The organism is Citrobacter sp. B72 (assembly GCF_016894305.1).
GTDB lineage: Bacteria > Pseudomonadota > Gammaproteobacteria > Enterobacterales > Enterobacteriaceae > Citrobacter > Citrobacter portucalensis.
The window spans coordinates 3,585,784-3,603,643 of record NZ_CP069801.1 but is presented as its reverse complement, the minus strand read 5'-3'; the positions used below and the strand labels follow the sequence as shown (position 1 = coordinate 3,603,643).

At 51.1% G+C, this 17,860-nt stretch carries 17 protein-coding genes, 1 other RNA gene and 1 pseudogene; 10 read left to right on the top strand and 9 right to left on the bottom strand.

Annotation, left to right across the window (positions count from 1 at the left end; genetic code table 11):
* Positions 1-13 precede the first annotated feature (13 nt).
* Complete coding sequence (locus JQN59_RS17230; protein ID WP_003021666.1) at positions 14-583, top strand: YbaY family lipoprotein; 570 nt, start codon at positions 14-16, stop codon at positions 581-583.
* Positions 584-614: 31 nt separating this feature from the next.
* On the opposite strand, the pseudogene JQN59_RS17225 reads toward JQN59_RS17230, so the two are convergent.
* Positions 615-1,004, bottom strand: a pseudogene (locus JQN59_RS17225) (MGMT family protein).
* A gap of 84 nt (positions 1,005-1,088) precedes the next feature.
* Here JQN59_RS17225 and ffs point away from each other — a divergent pair.
* The 3 genes from ffs to JQN59_RS17210 all read left to right on the top strand — a co-directional run bounded on the left by ffs (position 1,089) and on the right by JQN59_RS17210 (position 1,850).
* Positions 1,089-1,185: signal recognition particle sRNA small type (gene ffs, locus JQN59_RS17220), an RNA gene on the top strand.
* 198 nt (positions 1,186-1,383) lie between these two features.
* Positions 1,384-1,635, top strand: coding sequence for a hypothetical protein (locus JQN59_RS17215; RefSeq protein WP_149607776.1), 252 nt, complete (start codon positions 1,384-1,386; stop codon positions 1,633-1,635).
* Positions 1,632-1,850: a hypothetical protein gene (locus JQN59_RS17210; RefSeq protein WP_048226283.1), complete on the top strand. Its 219-nt coding sequence runs from the start codon at positions 1,632-1,634 to the stop codon at positions 1,848-1,850. The genes JQN59_RS17215 and JQN59_RS17210 overlap by 4 nt, the downstream gene beginning before the upstream one ends.
* A 59-nt stretch (positions 1,851-1,909) precedes the next feature.
* On the opposite strand, the gene yczR is transcribed toward JQN59_RS17210, so the two are convergent.
* A complete protein-coding gene (yczR, locus tag JQN59_RS17205) occupies positions 1,910-3,337 on the bottom strand; it encodes a MocR-like transcription factor YczR (protein WP_149607775.1) in 1,428 nt (475 codons plus the stop codon).
* 87 nt (positions 3,338-3,424) lie between these two features.
* Here yczR and yczE point away from each other — a divergent pair, with 87 nt between their 5' ends.
* Positions 3,425-4,054 (top strand): membrane protein YczE, encoded by a 630-nt coding sequence (gene yczE, locus JQN59_RS17200; protein ID WP_071445860.1) that lies wholly within the window; start codon positions 3,425-3,427, stop codon positions 4,052-4,054.
* Between the two features lie 64 nt (positions 4,055-4,118).
* A complete protein-coding gene (locus JQN59_RS17195; protein ID WP_048226278.1) occupies positions 4,119-4,472 on the top strand; it encodes a DUF1428 domain-containing protein in 354 nt (117 codons plus the stop codon).
* A 51-nt stretch (positions 4,473-4,523) separates the two neighbouring features.
* On the opposite strand, the gene JQN59_RS17190 is transcribed toward JQN59_RS17195, so the two are convergent.
* A complete protein-coding gene (locus JQN59_RS17190) occupies positions 4,524-6,077 on the bottom strand; it encodes an EAL domain-containing protein (protein WP_149607774.1) in 1,554 nt (517 codons plus the stop codon).
* Positions 6,078-6,265: 188 nt separating this feature from the next.
* On the opposite strand from JQN59_RS17190, the gene JQN59_RS17185 reads away from it, so the two are divergent.
* Together JQN59_RS17185 and ykgO are read left to right on the top strand one after the other, a co-directional pair.
* Positions 6,266-6,526 (top strand): type B 50S ribosomal protein L31, encoded by a 261-nt coding sequence (locus tag JQN59_RS17185; protein WP_008783961.1) that lies wholly within the window; start codon positions 6,266-6,268, stop codon positions 6,524-6,526.
* Between the two features lies 1 nt (position 6,527).
* A complete protein-coding gene (ykgO, locus tag JQN59_RS17180; RefSeq protein WP_005125190.1) occupies positions 6,528-6,668 on the top strand; it encodes a type B 50S ribosomal protein L36 in 141 nt (46 codons plus the stop codon).
* Positions 6,669-6,746: 78 nt separating this feature from the next.
* Here ykgO and JQN59_RS17175 read toward each other — a convergent pair whose 3' ends face one another.
* The 6 genes from JQN59_RS17175 to acrA form a co-directional block, all read right to left on the bottom strand.
* Positions 6,747-7,217, bottom strand: coding sequence for a YlaC family protein (locus tag JQN59_RS17175; protein WP_149607773.1), 471 nt, complete (start codon positions 7,215-7,217; stop codon positions 6,747-6,749).
* 116 nt (positions 7,218-7,333) lie between these two features.
* A complete protein-coding gene (gene maa, locus JQN59_RS17170; RefSeq protein ID WP_003835924.1) occupies positions 7,334-7,885 on the bottom strand; it encodes a maltose O-acetyltransferase in 552 nt (183 codons plus the stop codon).
* A gap of 181 nt (positions 7,886-8,066) precedes the next feature.
* Entirely contained in the window at positions 8,067-8,285 is a 219-nt protein-coding gene (locus tag JQN59_RS17165; protein ID WP_002892050.1) for an HHA domain-containing protein, read from the bottom strand.
* A gap of 27 nt (positions 8,286-8,312) precedes the next feature.
* Positions 8,313-8,687 carry an Hha toxicity modulator TomB gene (tomB, locus tag JQN59_RS17160; protein WP_003021733.1) on the bottom strand — a complete coding sequence of 125 codons (375 nt, stop codon included), beginning with the start codon at positions 8,685-8,687 and terminating at the stop codon, positions 8,313-8,315.
* A 488-nt stretch (positions 8,688-9,175) separates the two neighbouring features.
* Positions 9,176-12,325, bottom strand: coding sequence for an efflux RND transporter permease AcrB (gene acrB, locus JQN59_RS17155; protein ID WP_008783964.1), 3,150 nt, complete (start codon positions 12,323-12,325; stop codon positions 9,176-9,178).
* 22 nt (positions 12,326-12,347) lie between these two features.
* Entirely contained in the window at positions 12,348-13,541 is a 1,194-nt protein-coding gene (acrA, locus tag JQN59_RS17150; RefSeq protein WP_020996573.1) for a multidrug efflux RND transporter periplasmic adaptor subunit AcrA, read from the bottom strand.
* A 141-nt stretch (positions 13,542-13,682) separates the two neighbouring features.
* On the opposite strand from acrA, the gene acrR reads away from it, so the two are divergent.
* Positions 13,683-14,333 (top strand): multidrug efflux transporter transcriptional repressor AcrR, encoded by a 651-nt coding sequence (gene acrR / locus JQN59_RS17145; RefSeq protein WP_149607772.1) that lies wholly within the window; start codon positions 13,683-13,685, stop codon positions 14,331-14,333.
* A 128-nt stretch (positions 14,334-14,461) separates the two neighbouring features.
* Positions 14,462-17,827 carry a mechanosensitive channel MscK gene (gene mscK, locus JQN59_RS17140; protein WP_048214782.1) on the top strand — a complete coding sequence of 1,122 codons (3,366 nt, stop codon included), beginning with the start codon at positions 14,462-14,464 and terminating at the stop codon, positions 17,825-17,827.
* Positions 17,828-17,860 lie beyond the last annotated feature (33 nt).

Here is a 17,860-nt window from a genome sequence, read left to right as displayed (position 1 = left end):
TAAGGAGAATTTAATGAAACTCGTGCACATGGTAAGTGGTTTAGCGGTTGCGGTCGCTCTGGCGGCCTGTGCTGATAAAAGTGCAGATATTCAGACACCTGCGCCAAGCCCTAATACGTCAATTGCTGACACACAGTCTAAAATTCAACAGCCAAACGTTTCTGGTACGGTATGGATCCGCCAGAAAGTGGCCTTGCCACCCGATGCGGTGCTGACCGTCACGCTGTCAGATGCGTCGCTGGCCGATGCACCGTCAAAAGTGCTGTCGCAAAAAGCGGTCCGTACTGAAGGTAAGCAGGCGCCATTCAGCTTTGTATTACCATTTAACCCGGCAGATATTCAGCCTAACGCCCGTATTCTGCTGAGTGCGGCAATTACGGTTAATGACAAACTGGTCTTTATTACTGATACCGTTCAGACGGTCATTAATCAGGGTGGTACGAAAGCTGACCTGACGCTGGTCCCTGTACAGCAAACAGCAGTACCGGTTCAGGCAAGCGGTGGGGCAGCCACCACGGTGCCGTCAACGTCACCAACCCAGGTAAATCCCTCTTCTGCCGTTCCTGCTCCCACGCAGTACTAAGGCAGTCGTAACCCTCTCCGTCTGGAGAGGGTTAGTACACCCAGCGATAGCGCTGTAAATCTATCTGCCCGCTTCCTGAAACCACTATTCCTTCTGCCAGCAACGCCTGACGCTGCCGTTGTAAGTCGGGGCCGGTCAGCGAAATGGCACCATGACGATTAACCACCCGATGCCAGGGCAAAGTGCTGCCTTCGGGGAGACGCTTAAGCACGCCGCCGACCTGGCGCGCAGCGCGCGGCGAACCGGCAAGCCTGGCAACATCGCCATACGTTGTGACGAAACCTTCGGGGATTGATGCGACGATTTGCCAGACGCGTTGGGGGAAAGTGTCTTGTATATCCATTATTTATTCCTGCGCTAATCCTCCAGCATAATGCCGAATGGCGAGGGAGTGAAGCCGCATTGCACAAGAAAACAGCATCCGATGCTGGATGGGTTGCAATTACAGGGTGCAGCAGTGATAATGCGCCTGCGCGTTGGTTAACAACGCTCTCAATGGGGGCTCTGTTGGTTCTCCCGCAACACTACTCTGTTTACCAGGTCAGGTCCGGAAGGAAGCAGCCAAGGCAGATGACGTGTGTGCCGGGATGTAGCTGGCAGGGCCCCCACCCAATTCTGCCGTCCGGCAATTTCCCTTCTGCTTATCTTCTTTTCTTTGTCATCGTATTGTCATTTTATTGTCATCAAATGCTGTCAATGTGTTTCGGGGATGTTATTTGATGCTTTTGCCGCCGCCATCGCGCTGTAACGACAGGGTCTTACATTCGGTGTGTTTTGGCTGACCACAAGGATTTTCTACGATGTCGACCGCTGTATTGAATGTCAAAATTGATGAGGCGCTAAAAGAAAAGCTTCGCCATTACGCTGAAGTGCATAACGAAAATTTAAGTATTGCGACGGAAAAACTGCTGCTGATTGCGTTTACCGCCGTTGAAGAGGCGGGAGTCTCCGCTGAGGATATCGATAGCCAGCATACGGAAGAGTCCGTAGTTGAAGCACTGACTCCTAAAGAAATCAAAGCGTTGCGCAGACTACTGAAGAAGAAAAAATGAAACAACAACCGCTCTCAACTGCCTGTAATTACGGCGAAGCTTGTGATTTACTACGCTCCGGTTATGTGAAACATGTTCGTCTGAGCTGGAACGTCGGCAGCGATGAGTTCTTCCGTATTGCCTCAGACTGGTGTGATGCCGGGGCAAAAATTAAGAAAGACGGTGAAAATTTCGTGATTTCACTGAAGGGTTTTCCGGTTCCCCCTCAGCGGTAATATCACCGGGACTCTCTCATCCATCCCGGCTTATAAGGGCGAGTCCTTTGACTCGTCGCTTAAATTATTTTGCGTACTTTCCCGCTGTTGGCCTGCAAACGCAGGTTATCCCAAATGGGTTGTAACACCCTGAAGGCGGCACGCGCTGTGTCATCCGGCAACGTGAAAGGCATACGCAAAAAACGATCGAATGCGCCATCAAGGCCAAACCGCGTACCGGTTCCTAACTGAATGCCTACGCTTTCGGCGCGCGTAGCGAACAGCGTTGCCAGCGTATCGGGCAGTTCAACCCAAAAAGAGAGTCCTCCCTGTGGCTGGGTAAACTGCCACTCCGGGAAATGTGCGTTCATCAGGCTCGAGCACAGATCGCGCTGCGACGTGAGTAGCCGTCTTCTGTAAGGAATAAAGTCGGCGGCGTTATCCAGCAGCCAGCTGGTGGCAAGTTGTTCAAGCACCGGGGAGCCTAAATCGAAGGTGTCGCGGGTTTGTACCAGCGCCGCAATGGTTCGCGCCGACGCCCGGATCCAGCCCAGACGTAATCCCCCCCAAAAGCTTTTCCCGGCCGAACCCAACAGAATGATCGGCGCGTCGCGATTGAATGCGGCAAGTGGCGGCGGCGGCGGGGCGTCATACCACAGGTTCACCATCGTCTCATCGACCACCAGGGTTGTGCGGGTTCGTTCGGCAATATCCGCCACGACCTGGCGAGTTGCAGCGTCCATGCAACGCCCGGTCGGATTGTGAAAGTCCGGCATCAGGTAGGCCATTCTCGGTGCGGTTTGCGCGATGGTGGCGACCAGACCCGCGGTATCCCAACCGTGCTCGGGTAGCGACACGCCGACGGGACGACAGGATGCGCCTTGAATCGCGGCAATCGCCAGCGGATAAGTGGGGTGATCGACCACCACGCGATCGCCGGGGCCGGTGAGCAAACGCAGGATCAGCGCCAGGCCGCTGACTGCACCATTCACGACCATGATTTCATCGGGCTGCGTCGGGAGCCCGCGATCGCAATAATGCCGGGCGATGGATTCACGTAATACCGACAACCCCTGCGGCAGATACCCGGAGCTCAGCAAATGCTGTGGCATAGCAAACAGCGCCTGCTGGTAAGCCTGATGAATTTCGGGACCGGCACTTAGAGCCGCCGTGGACAAATCAAGTGCTGTGCCGGTACTGGTCCGGGTTGGCACATGGCGAATATGTTCCGGCAGGATCACCCGTGAGCCGCTACCATGACGGCTTTCCAGATATCCCTCTTCACGCAGTTGCGCCATAGCGCTGGCGACGGTAGTTCGACTTACTTGCAGGACGACGGCGAGCTCGCGTTCACCCGGTAAGCGGCTATCCAGCGCCAGTCGACCATCGAGAATAAGCAGACGTAACGCTTCTGCCAGCTGTCGCCAGATGGGCGTTCGCGAGGGGCTTTCCAGCCAGTGTCCGAGCAGGCGTTGCAAAGACTGACTTCCATAACGGCGAGATGACATAGCAGTCCACTTTTTGAAAACTGGACATTAATCATAGTGCCAATTGCGGTGAAGATGAAAGTTATCTGAGAGTGAGAGGGGAAAAGCATGCTGCGTCGTTTGCTTCAGCTGTTTATCGGGCTGACACTGTACGGTGTATCGACGGCGATGTTTGTCCGTGCTGATTTAGGGGCCGATCCGTGGAACGTGTTTCACCTGGGTGTAGCCAATTTATTGTCGATGAATATCGGCGTGGTGATTATTGCCGTGGGCGTGTTGGTGTTGCTGGCGTGGATACCGCTGCGCCAGCGTCCAGGCTTTGGCACGCTGAGCAACGTGATTATGATCGGGCTGGCGGCAGATGCCGCGCTGCTGGTGATTCCTGGATTTGAATCTCTGCTGGCGCGCAGTGGGCTGCTGGTGTCAGCGGTAATATTGAATGCGTTAGCAACCAGCCTGTACATTGGCGCAGGTTTTGGCGCCGGTCCGCGTGATGGTCTGATGACCGGTATCCACGCGCGTACCGGCTGGCCAGTACGACGAATTCGAACCGCAATCGAAGTGTCGGTGCTGCTTATCGGTTGGCTGCTGGGTGGAACCGTGGGCGTTGGTACGGTGCTGTATGCCTTGGCTATCGGACCGTTGATTCAGCTTTGCCTGCCGTGGTTTCGGCATCAGCCGCAGTCATGTACGCGTATCAGGAATGCACCTGGGGCGCGATCGCCTACTGGCGACTAAACTTAACCTCGACTGACGCGGCCGGAATCGGCTTGCCGCGCAGTACACTTCGGAGGTTTTTCTCATGAAGTATGTTGATGGCTTTGTGGTTGCCGTACCCGCTGAAAACAAGGAGGCGTACATTGCGATGGCGGCAAAAGCAGCTCCGCTTTTCAAGGAGTTCGGTGCATTGCGCATAGTGGAGTGCTGGGCAGATGATGTCCCCGACGGCAAACTGACCGATTTTCGCATGGCTGTGAAAGCACAGGAGCATGAAGAAGTGGTATTCAGCTGGATTGAATACCCTTCCAAAGAGGTCCGCGATGCGGCGAATCAGAAGATGATGTCCGATCCCCGTATGAAGGAGTTCGGTGAATCTATGCCATTTGACGGCAAGCGAATGATCTACGGTGGATTTGCGCCCATTATGGAAGAGTGATGTGACTGGCTGTGCGGCGTGCCGCCAGCCATCTCAACATCAACAGCAATGTTAAAGCCGTTTTTCTGCCCACAGAATAAATTCCGCCTTCGGCAGCGCTTTGCTGTAAAGCCAGCCCTGACCGTACTGCACGCCATGCTGGCGTAGCCAGGTTTCCTGATTCTTGGTTTCGATACCTTCCGCCACCATCTCAAGTTTCAGCGTTTTTGCTATCTCGATGATATGCGGCGTCACGTTGTTGTACTCCAGTGCATCAACGAACGATTTGTCTATCTTCAGGATGTCGACATCCAGATCCTGTAAATAGCTCAGGCTGGAATAGCCGGTGCCAAAATCATCGATATAGATCGAGTGGCCTGCCTGACGGTATTTAGCAATAAACGGCGCGCTGTTTTTCGGGTCGGCAAACTCGCGTTCAGTTAGCTCCAACGCGATTTGCGCAGGCTTAAGTTGCCAGTGGTTCACTTTCTGACTTAACAGAGCAGGAAGCGTTTCGGAGGCCAGATCGGCTGACTCAAGATTGATGGATATATGCTGCTCAGGATGCTGACGTAGCCATTTACCTAAATCTTCAAATACGCTTTCAATAATCAACCGTGTGAGAGGCTCTGTCTGCCCGGTTTCATGCGCCAGCGCGACGAAAACTTCCGGCGACAGATAGCTTCCGTCGGCCTGCTGCCAGCGAGCCAGCGCCTCTGCTCCAACCACTTTCCCCGTTTTGAGCGAGATAATTGGTTGGTAGTGGACTTTGATGTCCCGATGCTGGATAGCGTCCTGTAATTGGTGATGGGGCGACTGTAAGCGGCGCAAAATACGCAAAACAAAGGCGGCGGTGAGCAAGCCTATAAGAATGCCTGCCGGGAGCCAGATCAGTGCCTGCCGGTGCCAGGTTTTTTGCAATGGCAGGGTAGATGCCCAGGTTACGATCGTAATACCCAACTCAGGAAAGGGGCGGGCGTTATAAATGCTGCCATCTTTTTTAAAATGAGTAATCGATTTTTCTTGCTGTACATGCTGCAAAACGTCCGATGGCAGATCGGCGCTACTGGCAACAACAACGTTGCGCACGGTGCCAATGATAGTCACTTCAATCGGCCATGAGCCAAAAGGGATGACGTCAATGAAAGAACCCGGATCGACCATCACAACATAATGTTCGCTCCCTAATGCTGCCATAAAGCGCTTGATGCCCAAATCATTTTGCGTGGTAAGCCATGCGCGATATCCATCAGGCGTGACTTTCATTGCGGGTGGAAATGCGTCTGCCTGGCTTCTTTTTTCCAGAGATGAGCATTGCGGAACATTATCTTTGAGGTACAGCACTTCCTGAATATAGCGGTAGCTATAGGACAAACGACGCATTTCCAGCAAATGCTCGTCACTGCAAGGCACCCCCTGAAATGCTTCAATATGGCGTAATGCTTTTTTCGCCTGCTCGCCTACGCGTTCCGTACGTAATGCGACTCGTGTTGAGAACATGTCGAGTTCATCGATAAATTTCGTTTCGACCTGTCGATGTGCCAGCCACAGGCTTAAACCTACCGGCGCGAGGATAGAAAGGAACAGTACCCCAGTCACCAGGCTTATCAGATGTCGTGTTGTCACAGTGATATCCTTATTTACACAGCGTAGGGAAAGTATATCCGAAACCCCAAAAAGCTATTCGATTGGCATCATATATTTACGGCCATTTATCATCCCGTTTGACTCCCTGTAGCGTAAATCAGGTTGTGGTTTGTACAAGAGTGGTGTATTTTGATGGTTATGTTATAACGTATCAAATTGAGGTTACCATGAAACCGGATATTCATCCTTTTTATCGTACCGTGGTGTTTCACGATACCAGTGCCAATGAATTCTTTAAGGTCGGCTCGACCATCAAGACTGAGCGTGAGATTGAGTTTGAGGGGAAAATGTACCCGTACGTGACCCTCGATATCTCTTCTAAATCACATCCGTACTATACCGGGAAACAAAAAACCTTTGATAATGAAGGTAGTGCAGCACGTTTCCAAAAACGTTTTGGTCATTTTATTGGCGTTAAGCGGGGTTAAAATGCAGGTACTCAATTCACTTCGCAGCGCAAAACAGCGCCATCCTGACTGCCAGATAGTAAAACGTAAAGGGCGTTTGTACGTTATCTGCAAAACGAATCCGCGCTTTAAAGCAGTACAGGGGCGTAAAAAAAGACGTTAGTTTCTTTGCCAGCATTTCAGGGATTAAAGTGCGTTACCTTCGCAGGAACGCACTTTTTTTATCTGTGCTGAGATGCCGTTACTGGCTGTTCTGGGCGCGGGTAAGCGTAAAGACATCGTAAAACGAGAGTTCGCCTTTGCGCGATATCATCTTTTGCAGCTGTGCTTTATGTTCGCTATCCACGGACGGTGAGTGCAGGATAGTATCGATGAGCGAGGAGGGGACAAAGCGCGTGTTGTACCATTCTCCGTTATAGCAAACTCTAAAATCCAGAACGTCGATATCTTCAAAGCGGTATCGTGGCGCAACGTCGAAAAAGAAAAAGCCGTTGAGTACAACGAACAGTACCACCAGCAGCCATACCGAATCGACTAACGTTTCTGACTGTAGCATCACCGCCAGCGTGGCAAACCACGCAACATACATGCCGATAAACAGCCCTGGGTGTTTGCGAATAAAGCTGATGCTAAAGCGCGGTCTGTTGTCGCGCTTCTCGCGAATATTTAAGTCGTCGATTGTTTCAGTAAGCAGGCGCTGTATTTCTGTCATCTCTTGCCTTCGTGATATCTGCAAAATTCAGGAGGGATCGCCCTATTTTAAAAGGGGATACCCTTTGAAGAAAGTAACAGATTAACCGCAATTTAGCATAACAGTTACATTTAAGATCACAGCGTTTTGATGATCCTTGCGGGATTGCCCCCAACCACGGTGTTTGCCGGAACGCTTTTAGTGACCACTGCGCCTGATGCCACAACCACGTTATCGCCCAGCGTGACGCCGGGATTGATCACTGCACGGCCACCTATCCAGACATTATTGCCGATAGTCACGGGCTTCCCGAACTCCAGGCCACTGTTGCGCTCGGTAGCATCCAGCGGATGGGTCGCGGTATAGATATGAACGCCTGGTGCCAGCATGCAGTTGTCGCCAATATGAATTGGACAGACGTCGAGCATAACGCAGTCGAAATTAGCGTAAAAGTCTTTACCAAGATAGATGTTATAACCGTAATCACAACGGAAAGAGGGTTCAATATAGGCTCCCTCACTCTGACCTAACAGATCGTGCAGGATTGCCTGACGCTCATTTTTTTCATCGGGTGCGGTGAGATTGTAGCGATGGATCAACTGACGAGCGCGTAGTCGGTCACTGCGCAGCGTTTCATCTGCCGGGCGATAGTATTCGCCGGCGATCATTTTTTGCTTTTCATTACGCATTACGAATTCCCTGTGTACTGAAGGTTATTTCAGCACAGTAAAACGTAATGCAAAAAAGGGGAACGTTCCCGCTTCTTTGCTGTGATCATAGTCACGCGATTTGAATTAAATAACCATTGTAAATACGAAAATGGTCAGCCAGACAACGGTACCGCTATACCTGACTTAACCTTGAGTGCAATTAGCGAATGAATTTCCAAACAGAAGTTGGAATCTTGTCGTAAAGCTTATTCATGGTCAATTCAGCAAGGCGATGATCCGCTGCTGAGTAAAATACAGCCAGTTCGTTGTCGGACAATTCATATTTATTTTTTTCAATAACGCGCTCTAGCGTATCAATTGTCTGGCAACGTCGCAGGCGCATCAAATAATCTGTTTTAGTTAATGGTTTATCGGACATAACTCTTACCTATGATTGTAATAATTTTTAACAAGACAAACTTACAGGATTAGCCCTGGTGGCATTGACAAAACAGCGAAACAGTCGATTACCTGACTTCCGCCATTTCTGCAGATCCTGCGTATTAATACCATAACTGCTGAACAACATAAAAGTGTCATCCAGGTATTCATCTATCTGCGCGATCAGCTTATTGTCCTCATTGTACTTAATTTTATAATTAAGTGCGAAGGTTGCAATATGCTCTATCAGTTCATTGAGCTGCAAGCTGGTTGCAGAGGTAGGGTCATTAACCCAGCCATGGTTACTTTGTTCAAGGTTTGCAAGACAGTCATGATACAGAGTTTCGCAGAGAAATTTAAGCTGCGCGATATCATGTCTTTTGGGTGAGTATTCATCCATAACGCATCCCCTTCTTAGTGGCTTAAACTAACCGAACACCTTTCGGGATGGATACAACAACTACCTGGAACTTGCCCGCGACTCCTGATGATTTAACTATAATCTACTCTAAAAAAGATTTCATCGTCATATCACGAAAAATTACAATTATGTAAAATTATGATGCTACGTCATTTTTACATTTTAACAGATAAATGCCGCTATTCGAAATGGGACAATTTCTTTATTCTTCGGGCAATCATCGGGTTATCTTGTTTAGGTTTAGCAACGAAAGGCAACAACCGACAATGTGAACCAGTGGATAGGATTAATCTTAATATTTATTAAAGTAAATAAGAACTCTCGCTGTTTTTTTAAGAATAGCCTTTAAGGCTGCAAGGATTATATCGCTTATTTATCCGATAGAAAATAAACGGAATGGCAATAAGTGATTTTTATGATTTTTCCAGAAAAAAGGCCGCTTGCGCGGCCTTATCTTTAGAGATGTATCAATGATGCTCTACTGAGTGGCTATGCTCAATATCTTCATTTTTGCGGCTAAAGCGGCGGCGTACCACCACAAAGAACACCGGAACAAAGAAGATCGCCAACACGGTTGCCGTCACCATCCCGCCCATTACGCCAGTACCAACGGCGTTCTGTGCACCGGAACCTGCGCCGGAACTGATGACCAGCGGCATTACGCCCAGAATAAAGGCCAGTGACGTCATCAGGATTGGACGTAAACGCATGCGTACTGCGTCCAGCGTCGCCTCTATCAGACCTTTACCCTCTTTATCCATCAAGTCTTTGGCGAATTCGACGATAAGTATCGCGTTCTTCGCCGACAACCCAATGGTTGTGAGCAGGCCTACCTGGAAGTAAACGTCGTTGGTCAGGCCGCGGAACGTTGCTGCCAGCAATGCACCGATAACACCCAGCGGTACAACCAGCATTACGGAGAACGGAATTGACCAGCTCTCGTACAGCGCTGCCAGACACAAGAACACGACGATCAGTGAAATGGCATACAGGGCAGGGGCCTGGTTGCCGGACAGTCGTTCCTGGTAGGACATACCGGTCCAGTCATAACCGATACCGGATGGCAGTTTGCTGGCCAGTTGCTCCATCATGGCCATGGCTTCACCGGTACTTTTACCCGGAGCGGCCTGGCCTAAGATTTCCATGGACGGCAGACCGTTATAGCGTTCCAGACGCGGTGAACCGTATTCCCAACGTGAGGTAGAGAAGGCGGAGAACGGTACCATCTGTCCATCGCTGCCGCGGACGTACCAGTTTCCAATATCTTCCGGCAACATACGGTATTTCGCTTCAGACATGACGTAAACTTTCTTCACACGACCACGGTCGATGAAGTCATTCACGTAGCTTCCGCCCCATGCTGCACCCAGCGTTGTATTAATATCACTAATGGAAACGCCCAGAGCCTGCGCTTTTTCCTGATCGATATCGATCTTGAACTGCGGCGTATCTTCCAGACCGTTAGGACGAACACCGACCAACAGATCAGGATGCTTCGCGACTTCACCAAACAGTTGGTTACGCGCCTGAGTCAGCTTCTCATGGCCCAGACCAGCCTGGTCAATCAACTGGAAGTCGAAACCGGTCGCGGTCCCTAACTCCACAATCGCTGGCAGGTTAAAGGCAAAGACCATCGCGTCTTTGATCTGCGAGAATGCGCCCATTGCACGTTGAGTAATCGCTTCAACTTTGTTCTCTTTACCTGGACGTTCACTCCAGTCTTTCAAAGAGACGAATGCGATACCGGTGTTCTGACCACGACCTGCAAAACCGAAGCCGTTAACGGCAAACACCGATTCAACGTTCGCTTTTTCTTTGGTCAGATAGTAATCCGTCATTTCGTCCAGCACCTTCTGGGTACGCTCTTGCGTTGCACCCGCAGGCAGCTGAGCCATAGACAGGAATACCCCCTGGTCTTCGTCTGGCAGGAACGAACTTGGCAGACGAACGAACAGATAGGCCATGCCCACGACGATGATCAGATACAGCGCCAGATAACGACCGGTGCTGCGCAGAATACCGCCTACGCTATCGGTGTAATGGTGCGTACTCTTATCGAACATGCGGTTAAACCAGCCGAAGAAGCCTTTTTTGCCTTCTCCGTGATCGCCTTTAGCAATCGGTTTGAGCATGGTCGCACACAGGGCAGGGGTCAGAATCAACGCCACCAGCACAGACAACGCCATCGCGGAAACAATGGTGATGGAGAACTGACGGTAAATTGCACCGGTAGAACCTCCGAAGAACGCCATTGGGATAAATACCGCTGACAGTACCATCGCGATACCCACCAGTGCGCCCTGAATCTGGCCCATTGATTTACGCGTTGCTTCCTTCGGCGGTAGTCCTTCCTCAGCCATTACACGTTCAACGTTCTCGACCACAACGATGGCGTCATCCACCAGCAGGCCGATGGCGAGTACCATCCCGAACATCGTCAGGGTGTTTATCGAGAAGCCGAAAATCGCAAGGACGGCAAACGTACCCAAGAGCACCACCGGCACGGCGATAGTCGGAATCAGCGTCGCGCGGAAGTTCTGCAGGAACAGATACATTACCAGGAACACGAGGATGATTGCTTCCGCCAGCGTTTTCACTACTTCGTGAATAGAGATTTTCACGAACGGTGTGGTGTCATACGGGTAAACGATCTTCAGACCTGACGGGAAGAACGGTTCCATCTTCTTCAGTTCATCGCGGATAGCGTTTGCTGTATCCAGGGCGTTAGCACCTGTCGCCAGCTTGATACCCAGACCGGATGCCGGTTTACCGTTGAACTTCGCAATGATGTCGTAGTTCTCACCGCCCAGTTCCACTTTCGCCACGTCACGCAGACGAACCTGGGAACCATCCTGATTCACTTTCAGCAGAATTTTGCTGAACTCATCAGCGGAGGTCAGACGGGTTTGCGCGATGATTGATGCGTTAAGCTGCTGGCCTTTCACCGGTGGCGTACCACCTAACTGACCGGCTGCAACCTGGGCGTTCTGCGCTTTGATGGCGCTGATTACATCAACCGGCGTCAGCTGGAAGTTGTTCAGTTTGTTCGGATCCATCCAGATACGCATCGCGTACTGAGAACCGAACAGCTGAACATCACCCACACCTGAAGTACGGCTGATGGCATCCTTCATGTTGGCGCCAACGTAGTCGGAAATATCCTCCTGCGTCATGGTGCCGTTGGTGTTGATAACACCGACAACCATCAGGAAGCTGCTGGATGACTTCTCAACGCTAACCCCTTGTTGCTGTACTTCCTGAGGCAGCAACGGCATGGCCAGCTGCAGTTTGTTCTGCACCTGTACCTGCGCGATATCCGCATCAGTACCAGACTGGAAGGTTAGGGTGATCTGCACGGTACCCGTGGAGTCACTGTTAGAGGACATGTACATCAGGTTATCGATACCGTTCATGTTCTGTTCGATAACCTGCGTAACAGTATCCTGTACTGTTTTGGCATCAGCGCCAGGGTAGGTCGCGGAGATCGTCACTGCTGGCGGTGCAATAGTCGGATATTGCGCTACCGGCAATTTGAGGATCGCGAGCCCCCCTGCCAACATGATGATAATGGCGATCACCCACGCAAATATTGGGCGATCGATAAAGAAATTAGGCATGTCTTAACGGCTCCTGTTTAAGTTAAGACTTGGACTGTTCAGGCTGGCTACCGCTTTGGCCTTGCTGGTTGTTATCAGCGGTGATTTCCTGCGCTTTTACCTGCGCGCCAGGACGTACTTTCTGCAGCCCAGTGACAATCACGCGGTCGCCCGGCTTAAGTCCATCAGTGACTAACCATTTGTCGCCAATCGCTTGTGCGGCGACAATTTGACGAGTTTCAACTTTGTTGTCTGCACCGATAACCAATGCACTGGCATCGCCACGCGGTGTACGGGTAACGCCTTGCTGTGGAACCAGTAATGCCGTTGGGTTAATCCCTTCTTCCAGACGTGCGCGAACGAACATACCCGGCAGTAAGGTGTGATCCGGGTTAGGGAAGATGGCGCGTAACGTAATCGACCCGGTAGTTTGATCAACCGTCACATCAGAAAATTCCAGCGTACCGGACTGCGGGAATTTAATGCCGTCATTGGTTACCAGTTCGACTTTCGCTTTGCCGTTCTCTTGCTTCAGCGTGCCGTTGGCCAGCTCTTGTTTCAGGCGCAGGAAGTCGTTGCTTGACTGCGTCACGTCCACGTAGATCGGGTCCAACTGTTGAACAGTCGCCAGCGCGGTCGCTTGACCGTTTTGCACCAGAGCACCTTCCGTAACGGATGATTTACCAATGCGGCCGCTGATCGGCGACGTCACTTTGGTATAGGCCAGATTGATGCGTGCAGTTTCTACCGCGGCTTTCGCGGCGACAACGGCGGCGTTTGCCTGCTGTGCGTCTGCCTGCGCGCTATCGTAATCCTGTTGACTGATGTACTTAGTACCCAACAGTTTCTGATAACGTTTAACCGTCAGTTGAGCGATATTTGCTGCGGCTTGTGCTTTGGCCAGATCACCTTTTGCGCTTTCATAAGCGGCCTGGTAAGTCGCAGGATCAATCTGATAGAGAGATACACCCGCTTCGATGTCACCACCTTCGGTGAAATTACGCTTCAGGATAATACCGCTAACCTGAGGGCGAACTTCTGCAATGCGAAACGCACTGGTGCGACCCGGAAGCTCAGTTGTTATCTGTAGAGGTTCAGTTTTGAGCGTAACAACTCCAACCTCTGGCATCTGCTGGCCCCCTTGTTGGGCCTGTTTGTCGTCACATCCTGTTAGCGCTAAGCTGCCTGAGAGCATCAGAACGACTGCCAGAGGCGTTAACCCTCTGTTTTTGTTCATATGTAAACCTCGAGTGTCCGATTTCAAATTGATCAATGGCTTAAAGCCCATAAACCCATTGCTGCGTTTATATTATCGTCGTGCTATGGTACATACATTCACAAATGTATGTAAATCTAACGCCTGTAAATTCACTGACATATGGCACGAAAAACCAAACAACAAGCACAGGAAACACGACAGCATATTCTCGATGTTGCTCTGCATTTGTTTTCGCAACAAGGGGTATCATCCACCTCGCTTGCGGAGATCGCAAAAGCCGCTGGTGTCACGCGCGGCGCAATCTATTGGCATTTCAAAAACAAGTCGGATTTATTCAGTGAAATCTGGGAGCTAGCAAAACCTAACATTGATGAGTTAGAGACTGAGTATCAGGCAAAATTCCCCGACGATCCACTATCAGTATTAAGAGAAATTTTAATTTACGTTCTTGAAGCTACCGTGACAGAAGAACGCCGACGTTTGTTGCTGGAAATTATATTCCACAAATGCGAATTTGTCGGGGAAATGACCTCTGTTCAGTTAGCTCAACGCCATCTTTGTATTGAAAATTACGATCGTATCGAACAAACATTGCGGCACTGTATGGATGCCAATATGCTGCCGGAAAACCTGAACACACGTCGCGTGGCGGTCCTGTTGCGCAGCTATATTACCGGAATCATAGAAAACTGGTTATTTGCCCCCGAATCGTTTGATCTGAAAAAAGAAGCTCGGGAATACGTCGCAGTGCTGCTGGAGATGTGCCTTATGTGCCCAACTCTGCGGCTTGGCGTGGCGGAAATCCACTAAATGTTTTGGGCCTGTACCAGGAATTCTCCTGGTCGTTTTGCCTGCTGCTATTCTGCCGGTCACAGCCGTGATATTCTTGCCGCTTGACTATTTTCGGTCACTTTTCCGGTTCAGAAACGTTCATTCTCATGACTATGTTGCAGCTCTATAAACGTTCACAGCATCTTATTGCTATTACCATTCTTTTCTTCATTCTCTTGCTATCTTGCCAGTCGTCTGCTTTTGCGCGGGCGCAACAGAGTGGTGAACTGCCGACGAAAGCGGATATTCAGAGCCAACTGGATGCACTGAGTAAACAAAAAGATCTCTCCGCGCAGGATAAGCTGGTTCAACAGGATCTCCTCGATACCATCGCCACGCTGGATAAAATCGATCGCGTGAAAGATGAGACCGTACAGCTTCGTCAGAAAGTTGCCCAGGCGCCGGAGAAAATGCGTCAGGCGACGGATGCGTTAAATTCGCTCAGCGATGTCGATAACGACGATGAAACGCGAAAAACACTGAGTACACTCTCCTTACGACAGCTTGAGTCGCGCGTGGCACAGGTTTTGGATGATCTGCAAAGCTCGCAAAACGATCTTGCTGCCTACAACAGCCAATTGGTGTCGCTGCAAACGCAGCCAGAGCGTGTGCAGAATGCGATGTACACCGCGTCGCAGCAAATGCAGCAAATCCGCAATCGACTCGATGGCACCAATGTGGGAGAGGCGGCGTTACGCCCCAGCCAGCAGGTGTTGCTGCAGGCGCAGCAGGCGCTGCTGAATGCGCAGATCGACCAACAGCGTAAGAGCCTCGAAGGTAATACTGTTTTGCAGGATACCTTGCAAAAACAACGTGATTACGTAACAGCTAACAGTAACCGGCTTGAACATCAGCTCCAGCTTCTGCAAGAAGCGGTGAACAGCAAACGACTAACGTTAACCGAAAAGACGGCTCAGGAAGCGGTAACGCCGGATGAAGCCGAACGTATTCAGTCAAACCCGTTAGTGAAGCAGGAACTGGACGTTAACCATCAGCTCAGCCAGCGTCTGATTGCCGCGACCGAAAACGGCAACAACCTGATGCAGCAGAATATCAAAGTCAAAAACTGGCTTGACCGCGCGCTGCAATCCGAACGCAACATTAAAGAACAGATTGCCGTCCTGAAAGGCAGCCTGCTGCTGTCGCGTATTCTGTATCAGCAACAACAAACACTGCCGTCGGCGGATGAACTTGCCGATATGACTAACCGGATCGCTGATTTGCGTCTGGAACAGTTTGAGATAAACCAGCAGCGTGATGCGCTATTCCAGAACGATGCGTTTGTCGCCAAACTGGAAGAAGGGCACAGCAACGAAGTGAATGGTGAAGTCCATGATGCCCTGCTGCAGGTTGTGGATATGCGCCGTGAACTGTTGGATCAGCTGAACAAGCAGCTGGGCAACCAGTTGATGATGGCGATTAACCTGCAAATCAATCAACAGCAGCTAATGAGCGTGTCGAAGAACCTGAAAGGGATCCTCACGCAGCAAATCTTCTGGGTTAATAGTAACCGTCCGATGGACTGGGACTGGATCAAAGCCTTCCCACAAACGCTAAAAGACCAGTTTAAGTCGATGAAAATCACGGTGAACTGGGAAAAAGCCTGGCCCGCCGTCTTTATTGCGTTCCTGGCGGGGCTACCGCTGCTACTTATTGCCGGGTTAATCCGCTGGCGTTTGAAATGGTTGAAAGAGTATCAGGCGAAATTAGCCGCCGCAGTAGGGAATCTGCGTAATGACAGTCAGCTCAATACGCCAAAAGCGATTCTGATCGATCTGATCCGAGCGTTGCCGGCGTGCCTGATTATCCTCGCCGTGGGCCTGATTCTGCTTACCATGCAGTTGAATATCAGCGACCTGCTGTGGGCGTTCAGTAAGAAGATGACAGTCTTCTGGCTGGTGTTTGGTCTGTGCTGGAAGGTGCTGGAAAAAGATGGCGTGGCAATTCGTCATTTTGGTATGCCAGCGAAGCAGACCAGCCACTGGCGCCGCCAGATCGTGCGTATTAGCCTGGCGCTGTTACCGCTCAACTTCTGGTCGGTCATTGCTGAGCTGTCACCGCTTAATTTGATGGACGATGTGCTGGGTCAGGTAGTTATTTTCCTCAACCTGCTGCTGATCGCCTTCCTGGTATGGCCAATGTGTCGTGAAAGCTGGCGCGACAAAGAGTCGCATGGCTTGCGTCTGGTTACCATTACTGTCCTCTCAATTATCCCGATTGCATTAATGGTGCTGACGGCGACAGGGTATTTCTACACCACGTTGCGCCTGGCCGGTCGTTGGATTGAAACGGTCTATCTGGTTATCCTCTGGAACCTGCTGTATCAGACGGTACTGCGTGGATTGAGCGTGGCGGCACGGCGTATCGCCTGGCGCCGTGCCTTAGCGCGTCGTCAGAACCTGGTGAAAGAAGGGGCGGAAGGAGCCGAGCCGCAGGAAGAACCGACCATCGCGCTTGAGCAGGTGAACCAGCAAACGCTGCGCATCACCATGCTGGTAATGGTTGCCCTGTTTGGTGTTCTGTTCTGGGCTATTTGGTCTGATTTGATAACTGTATTCAGCTACCTCGATAGCATTACGCTCTGGCATTACAACGGCACCGAAGCGGGAGCTGCGGTGGTGAAAGACGTCACCATGGGCAGCCTGCTGTTTGCGATTATTGCCTCAATGGTCGCGTGGGCGCTGATCCGTAACTTACCCGGCCTGCTGGAAGTGCTGGTGCTGTCGCGACTGAAGATGCGTCAGGGCGCTTCGTATGCGATCACCACGATCCTTAACTACGCGATCATCGCCATCGGCGCGATGACGGTCTTCGGATCGCTCGGTGTTTCATGGGATAAGCTACAGTGGCTGGCAGCAGCCCTGTCGGTTGGTCTTGGTTTTGGCTTGCAGGAAATCTTCGGTAACTTTGTTTCGGGTCTGATTATTCTGTTTGAACGCCCGGTCCGCATCGGCGATACCGTGACTATCGGTACGTTCTCAGGAACGGTCAGCAAGATCCGTATCCGTGCCACCACTATTACCGACTTCGATCGCAAAGAGGTGATCATCCCGAACAAAGCATTTGTGACGGAGCGTTTGATCAACTGGTCGCTTTCCGATACCACCACGCGCCTGGTGATCCGCATCGGCGTGGCCTACGGTTCGGATTTGGATAAAGTGAAGAAAGTGCTGTTGCAGGCGGCGATGGAACACCCGAAAGTGATGCACGATCCAGAGCCTGCGGTGTTCTTTACCGCCTTCGGCGCCAGCACGCTGGATCATGAACTGCGATTATACGTACGTGAACTGCGCGATCGTAGCCACACGGTTGATGAACTGAACCGTGCGGTCGATCGTTTATGCCGTGAAAACGACATTGATATCGCCTTTAACCAGCTCGAAGTGCACCTGCATAACGCGAAAGGTGATACCGTGACCGAGGTTAAGCGTGACATCATTAAAGGTGATGATCCGACGCCTTCGGTAGGTTAAGTTGCAATCAGGGCGGCATATTTGCCGCCCTGA